Annotated in this window: 11 protein-coding genes; 1 reads left to right on the top strand and 10 read right to left on the bottom strand. The window is 59.7% G+C overall.

The window, feature by feature from the left end:
* Positions 1–166 precede the first annotated feature (166 nt).
* Entirely contained in the window at positions 167–3,544 is a 3,378-nt protein-coding gene (locus ACM6IK_RS25305) for a hypothetical protein (protein ID WP_414876487.1), read from the top strand.
* A 133-nt stretch (positions 3,545–3,677) separates the two neighbouring features.
* Here ACM6IK_RS25305 and ACM6IK_RS25310 read toward each other — a convergent pair whose 3' ends face one another.
* The 10 genes from ACM6IK_RS25310 to cbiE all read right to left on the bottom strand — a co-directional run bounded on the left by ACM6IK_RS25310 (position 3,678) and on the right by cbiE (position 12,744).
* Positions 3,678–5,057: a PepSY-associated TM helix domain-containing protein gene (locus ACM6IK_RS25310; protein WP_414876488.1), complete on the bottom strand. Its 1,380-nt coding sequence runs from the start codon at positions 5,055–5,057 to the stop codon at positions 3,678–3,680.
* A 146-nt stretch (positions 5,058–5,203) separates the two neighbouring features.
* Positions 5,204–7,321 (bottom strand): TonB-dependent copper receptor, encoded by a 2,118-nt coding sequence (locus ACM6IK_RS25315; RefSeq protein ID WP_414876489.1) that lies wholly within the window; start codon positions 7,319–7,321, stop codon positions 5,204–5,206.
* A 108-nt stretch (positions 7,322–7,429) separates the two neighbouring features.
* The gene (locus tag ACM6IK_RS25320) at positions 7,430–7,885 is read right to left on the bottom strand and encodes a DUF2946 domain-containing protein (RefSeq protein ID WP_414876490.1); all 456 of its coding nucleotides are present in this window, start codon (positions 7,883–7,885) and stop codon (positions 7,430–7,432) included.
* Positions 7,886–7,906: 21 nt separating this feature from the next.
* Positions 7,907–8,386, bottom strand: a complete 480-nt coding sequence (locus ACM6IK_RS25325; RefSeq protein WP_414876491.1) for a copper chaperone PCu(A)C — start codon at positions 8,384–8,386, stop codon at positions 7,907–7,909.
* Positions 8,387–8,433: 47 nt separating this feature from the next.
* Positions 8,434–8,832 (bottom strand): DUF2946 domain-containing protein, encoded by a 399-nt coding sequence (locus ACM6IK_RS25330; RefSeq protein ID WP_414876492.1) that lies wholly within the window; start codon positions 8,830–8,832, stop codon positions 8,434–8,436.
* Positions 8,833–8,931: 99 nt separating this feature from the next.
* Positions 8,932–9,222, bottom strand: coding sequence for an addiction module antidote protein (locus tag ACM6IK_RS25335; RefSeq protein WP_007994260.1), 291 nt, complete (start codon positions 9,220–9,222; stop codon positions 8,932–8,934).
* 3 nt (positions 9,223–9,225) lie between these two features.
* Complete coding sequence (locus ACM6IK_RS25340) at positions 9,226–9,528, bottom strand: type II toxin-antitoxin system RelE/ParE family toxin (protein WP_414876493.1); 303 nt, start codon at positions 9,526–9,528, stop codon at positions 9,226–9,228.
* 201 nt (positions 9,529–9,729) lie between these two features.
* On the bottom strand, positions 9,730–10,446 hold the full coding sequence (locus ACM6IK_RS25345; RefSeq protein WP_414876494.1) for a cobalt-precorrin-6A reductase: 717 nt from the start codon (positions 10,444–10,446) through the stop codon (positions 9,730–9,732).
* On the bottom strand, positions 10,443–11,540 hold the full coding sequence (locus ACM6IK_RS25350; protein WP_414876495.1) for a cobalt-precorrin-5B (C(1))-methyltransferase: 1,098 nt from the start codon (positions 11,538–11,540) through the stop codon (positions 10,443–10,445). The genes ACM6IK_RS25345 and ACM6IK_RS25350 overlap by 4 nt, the downstream gene beginning before the upstream one ends.
* Complete coding sequence (gene cbiE, locus ACM6IK_RS25355; protein WP_414876496.1) at positions 11,533–12,744, bottom strand: precorrin-6y C5,15-methyltransferase (decarboxylating) subunit CbiE; 1,212 nt, start codon at positions 12,742–12,744, stop codon at positions 11,533–11,535. The genes ACM6IK_RS25350 and cbiE overlap by 8 nt, the downstream gene beginning before the upstream one ends.
* Between the last annotated feature and the right edge of the window lie 37 nt (positions 12,745–12,781).

Raw genomic sequence — 12,781 nt, forward strand, 5'->3', positions numbered from 1 at the left:
CGGGCTCGCGAAAGCGAATTGTCCGTCACGATGATGTTGGGACATAGCTGCGGCCGAAAAGGTGATCTACCTGGAAACCCCTTGCGGTAACTATGTACCGCAGCAAGTTTTACCAGGCTGTCAGAGTAAGGAGCTCTGAAGACAACACTTTTTACAGGAGCTATTCATGGATGATCAAACCTGCGGAAGGGAATCGCCGTCACACCAGCCGATTCCGGTTCCCTCACTTAGCCGAGCGTTTATTTCGGCAGACGACGCTGCGCGTTTTGCTCATGAGCAGGTCGGTATTCGGCGTGACCGCGAATATGTCGCTTGTATTTTCAGGCGTAATGATCAGCGGTTCGTAGTGACTGAACCAATAGAGCGGGGACGGGGTTGGCATGATCCCCGTGAACTGTATCCGGTGAGCGAAAAGGGCTCGCCGGCGTATCCCGAGAATCACGTTTTGCACGGCTTCTTCTGTTCTCACGTGGCACTGTCGATGCTCGACCCTGTGCGTGTGCATATCTTGAATTGGACTCGTGATGATGCTGCGAAAAGTTTGATGATGTTCAGTCTCGACGAGTTGCGCCACGTACTTGCAGATGATGTACCGGTCTACCTGTCGGGGGCGGAGGACAGTTTGATCATGTTCAAACCCGACACCACCCGCTCCGCTGCGTTACTTGAACAACTGGGTACCCCGAAAGCGCCCGGCGAACTGGCCTTGAACTATGAGAAGGGTGTCGTCAAACCCGGAAAATTAGCCAGGGAAACGGCCGCTTGCGGGGACTTGCAGGTCCTTGTCAGCAATGGACGCTGGAAGCTCGGGAAAATGACCCAGGACATCATTGTTGGTCCGTGGGAACGAAGCGTGCCGGAACGAGTAGCTTTTGGCGCGATTTTCCAGTCGGCGGATGAGGCCGCGCTTGACCGCCATTCAGTCTACGCGGGCGATTCGGATGAGGAGCAGACCTGGTTTGGATTTATCCTCAAACAAAAGGGTAAACAAGAATATATCGCCACTGAACTGGTCCCCGTCAGTGTCAGTGATACAAGAGACAAGCTTTTTTCTCTGAGAAGTTTGTTCGCTAGAACCAGCGTACATCAGTACATTTATCCGGAATCGTTCCAGGTCCATTCATATTTTTACGTGCGTCAATCAGTCAAAGCGTTACCCAGTCCGGCAAATAAGTGGCTGGCGAAAAACTTCATCGTGCCTACTGATTTGTTTGTAGTGCTCTACAACTCAAAAAAATATCCCGACATCGAAACGAAATCGAGCATTCCCCTTTATATATCGAGTCAGGATGGAGCGCTTCTGAAATATGTCGCCCACAAGGACACCAGTCTTTTCGACAACGACACCCCAAACATGGGGCTGGAGGATTTTCAAAGCAAACTGTCCAGTGGTGCGATGACGTCAACCGGTTTTGTCAGGGAGGTTGCCAACAGCGGTGAGTTGCAGGTATTGCGCACCAGTCTGTGCTGGGACAGGCACGGTGCAGTAGGCAGATTATGGATGCCGGGCATGAACCTGCAACGTCGCATGCTTGGTCCGGTCTTCATCAATGCCAATGACGCCGCCATTTATGCCCGTGCGCAACTGCCTTCAGGCAGTGCAAGGGCATTTGGTGGCTTGATTCTGCAGCGCCCTGACAGTTTTTTTGTGGCAACCGCCCCGACCGTGATTTCCCGCGAGGATTTTGATGACGAATGGGTTTTTCCGAAAGAAAGCCGCACTTACGGTCAGTTTCCGGCAGGCTGCCGCGTCGTTGCCCGCTATCGTTCGCGGGTACTTCGAGAGTTGCCCATCTTATTGTCGGAAGCCGACAAACAGATCTACCGCAACATGCTTTCGGTGAATGTTGCCGCAGGTAAAACACGGCAGATCGACAATTATCTGTTTGCTCCTGACGGATCGATAATCCGCTATCGGATGGGGTTCTGGACACAATTTATAAATGATTTGGCCATTACACTGTCCGAAGGACCCGCGGCTCCCGGTCGGGAGATTACCAAAGTTAAAGAAAAGCTCAAATCGGGCTGGCTGACACCCACCCATTGGGTGAAAACACTGGCAAGGCACGGTTCTCTGCAAGTGGTCGTAGGTAGCGCACTCTGGGGACCGGCCCGAGCAGTAACAGAGTTCGAGCCATTTGCGGTGGCCCCCGCAACCACGGGATACGCCAGGGCCGTCGCTGAGCCGGCTTACAGCCCGGTGTTCGTTGAAGAAACGGGGGCTGCACGCTTCGCCCATGAGCGGGCGGGGAACCGTTCCGCGCTGAGTTTCGGATTCATCCTTCGCTACGCCCGTGGGGGTGCCTTTATCGCGAGTTTACCCATCGCGGTAGAGGATTCAAAATTGGCCCCTGACCGCGTTTTTCCTGCAAGCTTTCTTTCCTCACTCGTCATTCAATACATCACCAGAGGGCTCTATCTGTGCGCTGCGCGGGTGACGCAAAGCTTGCCAGATCATGACTATCGACACTTTTTTTCGCCTCTGGATGTGAATCTGGCGCGGGAAAGTGTCCGGACCCCTCAAGGGTATAGGCCGATTTATTTTTCCTGCGCCGATGGTGCCTTGCTGCGACTGCAGCTCAATTCCTTCGATCCGCAGCAGCACACGGACCGATTCGGCCAGATCGATCTACGCGACAACCCGTTTGCGACGTTTGAGCAGGCGTTGAGTGACTGGGGTGATATCAATGAAGGCACTTTCAGGTTGGACAGTTATATTCGACGAATGGCCCGGTTTGGAACACTGGAGGTTCTGTTGGCCAGCAGCTACTGGTCTCGCCTGGGTGTAGTGGGCCAGGACTGGACCCCGCGTATGTCTGCAACGCCCGCCAATGAGCGATGGGCCAACAATCCCGAGCTGGCCATGGGGCCGGTGTTCCACCATCCCGACGATGCCGCCCGCTACGCGCATTCACGAGCGGGAAGTACTGATGAACAGGCGTCAGTGCATGTCAGTGCGATCCTGGCTCAGTCCAGCACTCATTCATACATTGCGCTGGAGCCTTTGGCCGATCCGGGGTACCCCGATGACATCGCTGACCACATCTTCCGCACGGCAAGCGATGTCTCAACGACGTCGAGACATCGCCCGCCGCGAATTCCTGACGGTTACCAGTTTATGGCGGGGCATCAACTCTTTCCGGCGCCTGATACACACGTGGCCGATAACTGCGCAGAGGCCTACACGAGCTTCCCGTCACCGAGCTTGATTTATGCACATACACATGCCTTGAAAGCCAAAGGGTTCGATATGACGGCTTACTATTATTCGACTCGCTATGGCGCGCTGCTCAAGTACACGCCGAATTATTCGTCAGCAGAAAAGGCATTGCTGCAGACGAATCAGGTGCAACTCGTCGACGGTAAGCGGATCACCGTGTTGTCATCCGAAGAGTTTATTTCCCGACTGGCCGAGATCGGCAATCTGGAGGTGTTGCTTGCCGCGTTTTATTGGCGTCAGGCCGGGCGTCTGGCACGCGATTGGAAGGTGACACGCCAACAAGGCCCCGATGTTTTCGATAAGCCTGCACGGGATGAGTTGTAAGCCTGGCGCGAGCCTGATCTTGCGGCGCCTTGTGCAGCAGAATCCACCAGACCACGTCCACCGGCACCCTGAATGCAAGCGGGAGACGCGCGGGGAATTTACAGCCCATTGAGCTCCGCGCATCTCACCTGTTTCAAGATGAAGAGGAAGCCGATTCAGTCTGCCGGGTAAAGCGCGACAGCAGCATACGATCCAGCACCCACACCGCCACCAGCGACACGCCCACCAACGGAAAGGCCACCGCCAAGGCGAACATGATCGCCATCGCGGTTTTCCATTTCGGCAGGTCGTGACGCAACGGCGGTACACCGAACTTGCCCTGTGGCCGACGCTTCCACCAGATCACCACGCCACTGACCGCGCTGAGCAAAATCATCAGGCAGATCAGCAACACGACGATCTGGTTGAACGTGCCGAACATCTTGCCTTCGTGCAGCATCACGCCGATTTCCGTGGCGCGGGCAACGGTGCCGTAGTGCTCGAAACGTACATCGGCCAGGACCTTGCCGGTGTATTGATCGATGTGCAGCGTGGCGTCGTTGCGCGGGTCGTCGGCGAACACGGCGATGGTGAACACGCCGGTCGCGGTGGTCGGCAGGGTGATGCTGTAACCCGGTTCGACCTTACGTTCGCTGGCGATGTTTTGTACGTCTTGCAGGAGGATCGTCGGCGCGGCCGGGCCGGCCGATGCACCGTCGTGGGCCATGTGTTCGGCATGGTCGCCGGACATCGGCATCGGCGTATTTTCCATGGCCCACGGCACGGTCTGGCGGGTGGCGGTGTTGAGGCTGCGCGCCTCGACATCGGATTTCGGTACGTCATCCCACATGGCCGCCGGGAACACGTTCCACACTTCGGCGTATTGCTTGCCCCAGAAGCCGGTCCAGGTCATGCCGCTGAGCAACATCACCAGCAGCAGGGACGCGCCCCAGAACCCGGTGACGGCGTGCAGGTCACGCCACAATATGCGCCCGCGACTGTTCAGGCGCGGCCACAAGATGCCTGCCGCCTGACCACGCGGCCACCACAGGAAAATCCCGGACACCACCAGCACTACGCCCCAACCGGCGGCCAGTTCGATCAGCCGATCGCCAACAGTGCCGATCATCAGCTCACCGTGAATCGCTCGGGCAATGGCTTGCAGATTCTTCTTGGCGTCTTGCTCACCGAGGATGTCGCCGTGGTAGGGGTCGACGAACACGTTCAACTCCTTGCCATCGTTGAGCACGACAAACTGCGCGCTACGCTCGGCGTTGACCGGCGGCAGGTATTGGGTGACCTGGCCTTGTGGGTAAGCGGTTTTCACCCGCGTCAGCAGGTCGTCGGCCGGGACGGTGTGATGACCGGCCGGGACGTTGAGCAGGCTGCTGTACATCAGCGAATCGAGCTGCGGTTTGAACAGATAGAGGGTGCCGGTCAAGGCCAGCATCACCATGAATGGCGCAACAAACAATCCGGCATAGAAATGCCAGCGCCAGGCCAGGTTGTAGAAATTCACTGTGGGCTGTTTCATCACGTGTGCTCCGCATTGGCGAATCAAATTGTTTTTTAAAGATCGCAGCCTCGTTTCACTCGACAGCTCCTACAGCATTTATGTGCTCGAATGTAGGAGCTGCCGAAGGCTCGGGCCGCGTTCGGACGATCTTTTGACTTTTCTTTTTAGAAACTCATGTCCACCTTGGTCCAGAGCGTTCGCCCCGGTTCCTTGATGGCTTGCGGGTCATTGGCCGGGTAGCCGAAACCGGCGTTGCCGGCCAGGTTCAAGTGCTCGGCGTAAGCCTTGCCGAACAGGTTGTCGACGCCGCTGCTGACCTTCCAGTTGCTGTTGAACCGATAGGCACCGTTGAGGGAGAACACGCTGAACCCTGGCGTTTTGTCGAAATCCTTGCCAACCACGTTGCCCTTGTTCTGGTCGATGCGGTTTTGCGCGGCAACCACTCTCCACAGTGCGCCGGCGCTCCAGTTCACTTCGCTGTAGGTCAGGCCGAAACGGGCATCCAGCGGCGGCATCTGCGGCAACGGATTGCCATCGCTGCTGTTCTTGCCCCAGGCGTAGGCCAGGGTCGCGTCGGCATTCCAGTTGTCGGTGAAGTTGTAAGCGGCGCCCAGTTCACCGCCCATGATTCGCGCGTCGATGTTTTCGGCTTGCGAGGTCGTACCCATCATTGTCGGGGTGTAGTTGAACAGGATGTAATCGCGCACCTGCCCGACGTAAGCCGAGGCCCAGGCTTCGAGGACTTCGGTCTTGTATTGCAGGCCGAAATCGAGCTGGGTGGTTTTTTCCGGTTTGATCGAGTCGAAGGCATTCACCGAACCGGCGGGGCCGGACTTGGGTGAAAACAGCTCCCAGTAATCCGGGAATCGCTGGGTGTGACCGAGGCCGGCATACAAGGTGGTCGGGCTGTCGGCAAGGTCATGCTCGTAGCGGATGAAGCCGCTCGGCAGGGTATCGGCGCGGGTGTCGTCGGCGGTTGGATTCGGGCGGGTCATCATGCCCGAGCCGGTGGTCTGCCGAAAATCCTTGGCCGAGACGCGGTCCAGGCGTGCGCCGCTGATCAGGCGGTCACGGTCGGCGGTGTACCAGGTCATTTCGCCGAACACGCCGTAGTTATGAAAGTCGGCATCCTTGGTGTAGGGCAGGTCCTTGTAGGTGTCGACACCCATGGCGCTGCGCTGACGATGTTCGTTGGTCTGCGCGTCGATGCCGCTGATCAGTTGCACATCGGCCCAGCGCCAGGTGGCCTTGACCCGGGCGCCGAGGGTGCGGCGGTCGACATTGGAGGCCATGGGGCCGGCCATCATCCCGGTGCCGGACGGCGTGCGCAGGGTGTAGTTGTCCATCACGTGGTCGGCGTAGTTGTAGTAGACCTGCGCCTCGACCTTATCCAGTACGTCGCCGATGTTGGATTGTTCGAAGCGCAGGCCGAGGCTTTCGCGCAGGAACTGTGATCCGTCCATGCTGCGTCCGGCGTAGCGGGCTTCACCATCGCCACGGCCGGCGGTCAGCTCCAGCAAGGTGTCGGCATTCGGCGTCCAGCCGACGGCCACATCGCCGTTCCATTTTTCATAGCGCGACGGCACGGTGTCGTTGTTGCCGTCCTGGTAGTCATCGGAGTGCGCGGTGTTGCCGATGACCCGCACGTAACCCGACTGGCCACCGGCGGCAGCGTCCACCAGTTTGTCGAAGCGACCGTAGGAGCCGGCCAGCACGCTGGCATTGACCCGTGTACCGAGTTCACCGAAGTGCTCCGGTTCGCGGTCGAACAGGATAGTGCCGGCCGAAGAGCCCGGGCCCCACAGCACGGTTTGCGGGCCTTTGATCACAGTGAGCTTGTCGTAGGTTTCCGGCGAGATGTAGGAAGTGGGAGCGTCCATCCGCCCCGGGCAGGCACCGAGCATCATGCTGCCGTTGGTGAGAATGTTCAGCCGCGAGCCGAACATGCCGCGCAACACCGGGTCACCATTGGTGCCGCCATTGCGCACCATGGCGAAGCCCGGGATGGTTTTCAGGTAATCGGCACCGTCGCTGGCCGGCACCGGTTGGCGCGGTTCCTTGGGGTTGGTGACGATGGTCAATGGCGAACTGGGGGCAACGGCGGTAATCACTGTCGGGCTCAGTTCTTCACTGAGACCGGCATGCTCATCGGCGAGCGCAGAGGGCGCGAGCAAGGCACCGCACAGGATCGCGGTGGCGTGCCTGAAACGAACGCCGGATTCGTTCAGGGCATAAGAGGCTTGGGCAGGGCTCAAGCACGGGACAGCAGAAAACCTGGACATGACAATTTCCATCGAACAGTCGTAAACGACACGGCCGGCAGCCTGCGCAATCCCTGTGGGATTGAGCGTTGGCTGTCTTGCGGACCGTGTGAAATCAGAAGTGAGTGTTTACGCGACGACGGGCGGGGCGCGGGTGCGGGCGCCGGGGAAGAAGGTTTGCCGGGCATGGCCCAGGCGTGGGGAAGGTGTGGTGAAGGTGTTGACGGGCGAGATGACGAAGTTGGCGAAGGACACGCCACCGGTCAGCGCCGGGCAGTTGAACAGCAGGCTGCAATAGCCGCACTTTTCCCACAGCACATGGTGCCCCGGGGCAGGTGGGCAATGCTCGGCGGTGGCTTGCGTGGCATGGTCGGCATGCTCCATCGCCGACATGTCCATCGGCATGTCCATGCTCATACCCGCAGGCATGCTCATCGACATGGCGCGCGAATCCATCGGCATCGACTGAGAAATCAGCGGACCGATAAAGATCATCAGCATGGCGAACAGGCTGATCCAGCTGCCGCGTGTCAGGCTCAATGCTTGACTGCGTGGCCTGGATGACCTGGCGCTAAGCGGGCGCATGGGCGTTTTCAGCTCAGGCGATTACGGCTTGTGTACGTGCGCTTGCATGGTATCCGGCGCCTGCTTCTGCACCGCGACTTCGACCGTCACGTCACCGGACTTCTCGAAGTGCAGCGTCATGGGGAAGCGCTTGCCGTCAACCAGCAGGCTGCGGTCCTTGAGGCCCAGCAACATCACATGATAGGCCATGGGGGCGAAAGTGACCTCGCCTCCGGCGGGCACTTCCACGCTCGGTACGTGCTGCATTTTCATCATGTCGCCTTGCATCACGTGCTCATGCAATTGCGCTTCGCCCGCAATGGGGGTGTCGACGCTGAGCAGGCGGTCGGCGGTCTTGCCTTCATTGCTGATCACGAAATACGCCGCAACGGTGGGCGCGTTGGGCGGCAACTCCTGGGACCACGGATGCGCGATTTTCAGTTCACCGACTTTGTATTCGTGGGCATTGGCAAAGCAGGCAGGCAGCAGCAACGCGGCCAGAACGATGAGTTTGTTCAGCATGGCAGTTCTCCGGAACGATTTAAAACGCAGTCAATTGCGAGAAAAAATCACACCAGAGGGGAAGCACGGGGGTTGAGACTCGGCCATTGCTGGCGCGGTGACGGGCTGTCGAGAGAGGTCGCAGGCAGGCTTCGGTTGGACTCGAAACGGGCGAAATACAGCTGTGGCGAATGCCCCGGCAGCGCCACCAATGGCGCAGAACCCGAGCAGCACCAGCAATGCTGCATGTTGGAGTGATCGTCGTTTTGCGGGGCTTTCTGTTCAAGGTCCCCGATGGCAATCGCCACCATCCTGGTGCCGCTGGAACTGCAGAAACTGCCCCACAACAACGGTTCGGCAGGTGACTTTGCCGTTTGCGCCATCGCTCCGGACATCGGCATGGCGAGCATGTTGAACAGCACTGCGAAGCAGGCTATCCAGGCAATTGCGAGCCGTTGTCGGGACATGGGACAAATCCGTTTGGGTGGGCGATCAGGCGCGGGCTATTTAGCCTGATCAGGGCCGATAAGTAAAAAGGCGGCGTGCGGTTTGGTGTCGCAGCGTAATCAGACAGCGATGGCATGCAAGCGCAGACCCAAGGCTTTCATAACTTTCATGATAGTCGCGAATTCCGGATTGCCACTACTGCTCAGCGCTTTGTAAAGACTCTCGCGCCCCAGACCGGCATCACGGGCGATTTGTGTCATGCCCTTTGCTCGGGCGATATCGTTGAGCGCTGCACGTATCAGCACGCCGTCTCCGGCATCTTCTTCAAAGCAGGCATCCAGATAAGCCGCCATTTCCTCCGGAGTTTTGAGAAACTCGACGGCATCAAAACGGGTAAATTGTTCGGCCATGATTTACTCCTCATTACCGATATTGTGTGCCATTTGAATAGCACGTTTGATATCTCGTTTTTGAGTCGACTTGTCACCCCCGATCAACAGCAAGTAAATCACCTCATTTCTGCGAGTGAAGTACATCCTGTAGCCCGGGCCGTAGTGAACGCGCATCTCATAAACCGCAGCACCTACAGATTCACAATCACCAAAATTTCCATACTCGGCTGCCCGGAGTCTGGCAATTATTCGAGCTTTGCCGATGGTGTCCCTCAGCGAGTTGAGCCAGTCAGCAAATACTTGGGATCGCTCAAATTCGATCATGTTGAATCGTATTCCTTGGGATACAGAGTGGCAAGCGGCACATTCTTGTGGGCGAGACCATTCATCCCTGTGGATGTTGGGTGCGCTTGATTGGTTCAGGGGGAGGCGAACTATAGGATTGAGGCCGTAGAGTCGATAGCCAGCTTCGTCTGAGAATACTGCCAGCGGAATCGCAAGGTTTAGCAGGTCTAAGGAATAGTCCTACACTGATAGGGCATCCAGCATATCTGCCACCGAGCCAAATTCCCGTTCCACACTTGGCAATTCGGGGCGCTTCAAGACAATCACCGGCACACCACGCTCACGCGCCACTTCCAGCTTCGGCTCGGTCGCCGTGCTGCCGCTGTTCTTGCTGATCAGCACGTCGATGTTTCGCCGCTCAAACAACTCACGATCGTCGTCGATCAGGAATGGCCCACGTGCGCCGATCACTTCGCAGCGCTCGTTGCCCGGATACACGTCCAGTGCGCGCAGGGTCCAGAATTGCTCCGCCGGAATTTCATGCAGGTGTTGCAGGGGCTCGCGACCGAGGGTGAACAGTGGTCGACGGAAGGGTTTCAGGGCTTCGATCAATTCGGCCCAATCGCTGACTTCCCGCCAGTCATCACCCGCCTGGGCTTGCCAGGCCGGACGCCGTAGCGCCCAGCAGGGAATGCCGCTCAAGCGCGCGGCGGTCGCGGCGTTCTGGCTGATTTGGGCGGCGTAGGGGTGAGTGGCATCGAGCAGCAGATCGATGCCTTCATCGCCAATGAATTGCGCCAGGCCCTCGGCACCGCCGTAGCCGCCGACGCGCACCTGGCATTGCAGGTCCGTCGGCACCCGACCGACACCGGCCAGACTATAGATGTGCTGCGGTCCCAGCGTGCGGGCAATGGCCATGGCTTCGGTCACGCCGCCGAGCAACAGGATGCGTTTCATTGAAAGGCTCCCGCATGGCCAACGATCCCGCCCTGGCGATCGATGGCAAAGACTTCCACCTGAACCTGCGCCGGCACCACGCTACGGGCGAAGTCCAGGGCGTGCCGGCAGACTGCATCCCCCAGGGCGACCCCGGCGGCGGCGGCCATGGCCAATGCCTGCTGGCTGGTGTTGGCCTCGCGGATGCTCTGCTGCAACGCCGCATCGGCGCCGACCTGCGCCGCCCATAGCGCCAGTTGCGGCAGGTCGATGCTCGAATGGCGACTGTGCAAGTCCATGTGCCCGGCCGCCAGTTTGCTGATCTTGCCGAAACCACCGCACAGGCTGAGTTTTTCCACCGGTACTTTGCGCAGGTGCTTGAGCACGGCGCCAACGAAGTCGCCCATTTCGATCAGGGCGATTTCCGGCAGGTTGTAGACCCGGCGCATGGTGTCTTCGCTGGCGTTGCCGGTGCAGGCGGCGATGTGCAGGTAACCGTTGGTTTTCGCCACGTCGATGCCCTGATGGATCGAGGCGATGTAGGCCGCGCAGGAAAACGGCCGGACGATGCCGCTGGTGCCGAGTATCGACAAGCCGCCAAGAATGCCCAGGCGCGGGTTCATGGTTTTCAATGCCAGCGCCTCGCCGTTCTCGACATTGACCGTGACCTCGAAGCCGCCGCTGTAGCCGAGTTCGTCGGCCAGCCGGGCCAGGTGTTCGCTGATCATTTTGCGCGGCACCGGGTTGATCGCCGGTTCGCCGACACCCAGCACCAGCCCAGGCCGGGTCACTGTGCCGACGCCGCGACCGGCTTTGAAGCGAGTCCCGGGTTCGCTACTCAGGCGCACCTGGGAGTAGAGCAGGGCACCGTGGGTCACGTCCGGATCGTCACCGGCGTCTTTGAGGGTTCCGGCTTCGGCGCCGTCCTCGGTGAGGCGGCAGAATTCCAGGCGCATCTGCACTTGTTTGCCCTTGGGCAACACGATTTCCACCGCGTCGGCCGATGTGCCATCCAGCAGCAGGCGCGCGGCGGCGAGGCTGGTGGCCGTGGCGCAACTGCCGGTGGTCAGGCCGCTGCGCAGTGGTGCGGGTTGTTCGGCGGTTTCGTCACGCATCGAAGGGTTTCGTCACGTCCAGCAAGGTAATCGGCAAGGCCTGGCGCCAGGTGTCAAAGTCGCCCAGCGGTTGAGCTTGCGCGATATGAATGCGCGTCAGCTCCCCGCCGTGTTGCTCGCGCCAGGTCATCAGGGTCATTTCACTTTGCAGGGTGACCGCGTTGGCGACCAGCCGGCCCCCGGGTTTGAGTTCGGCCCAGCACGTATCGAGCACGCCTTCACGAGTGACACCGCCGCCGATGAAAATCGCATCCGGTCGTTCCAGCCCGGCCAGGGCCAGCGGTGCACTGCCGCGAACCAGTTGCAGGCCGGGAACGCCGAGCGCATCGCGGTTGTGTTCGATCAACGTTTGTCGGCCCGCATCCGCCTCGATGGCCAGTGCGCGGCAACTGGGGTGAGCGCGCATCCATTCGATGCCGATCGAGCCGCTGCCGGCGCCGACGTCCCACAACAGTTCGCCAGGGACCGGGGCCAGGCGCGCGAGGGTGATGGCGCGCACATCGCGTTTGGTCAGTTGGCCGTCGTGCTGGAAGGCCGAGTCCGGCAGGCCGGCCAGTCGCGACAGCCGCAGTGTGTTCGGCTCGGTGACGCACTCGATGGCGATCAGATTCAGGTCGGCGATCAGCGGATCGTTCCAGTCGCTGGCGATACCGTCGATACGCCGCTCGGCTGCACCGCCCAAATGTTCGAGCACGGTTATCCGGCTCGGACCGAAACCACGTTCACGCAGCAGTGCGGCGATGGTGGCGGGGCTGCTGCCGTCGTTACTCAACACCAGCAAGCGCACGCCACTGAACAATTGCGCGTTGAGTGCGGCGCAAGGCCGGGCAACCACCGACAACGTGACCACTTCCTGCAAGGGCCAACCCATTCGCGCTGCGGCCAGTGAGCAGGAGGACGGCGCGGGAAGCGTCAGCATCTCGGCTGCTGGGAGTTGCCGGGCGAGGCTGGCGCCGACGCCGAAGAACATCGGGTCGCCACTGGCCAGGACGCAGACGGGTTCGCCACGTTGCGACAGCAGCGACTCCAGGCAGAAGGGACTTGGCCACGGCCGGCGCTCGCCGCGTATGCACGGCGGGAGCAAATCCAGATGCCGCTGGCCGCCGAAGATTTTCGAGGCGCGCAACAGTGCATGCCGGGCGTTCTTGCCCAGGCCCTTGAAACCGTCTTCGCCGATGCCTACTACCGTCAGCCAGGGTGTCATGCCATTCCTCAATTACGCGTTCAACGTTGTTGGGCGG

The organism is Pseudomonas sp. IT-196MI5, assembly GCF_949767415.1.
Taxonomy (GTDB): domain Bacteria; phylum Pseudomonadota; class Gammaproteobacteria; order Pseudomonadales; family Pseudomonadaceae; genus Aquipseudomonas.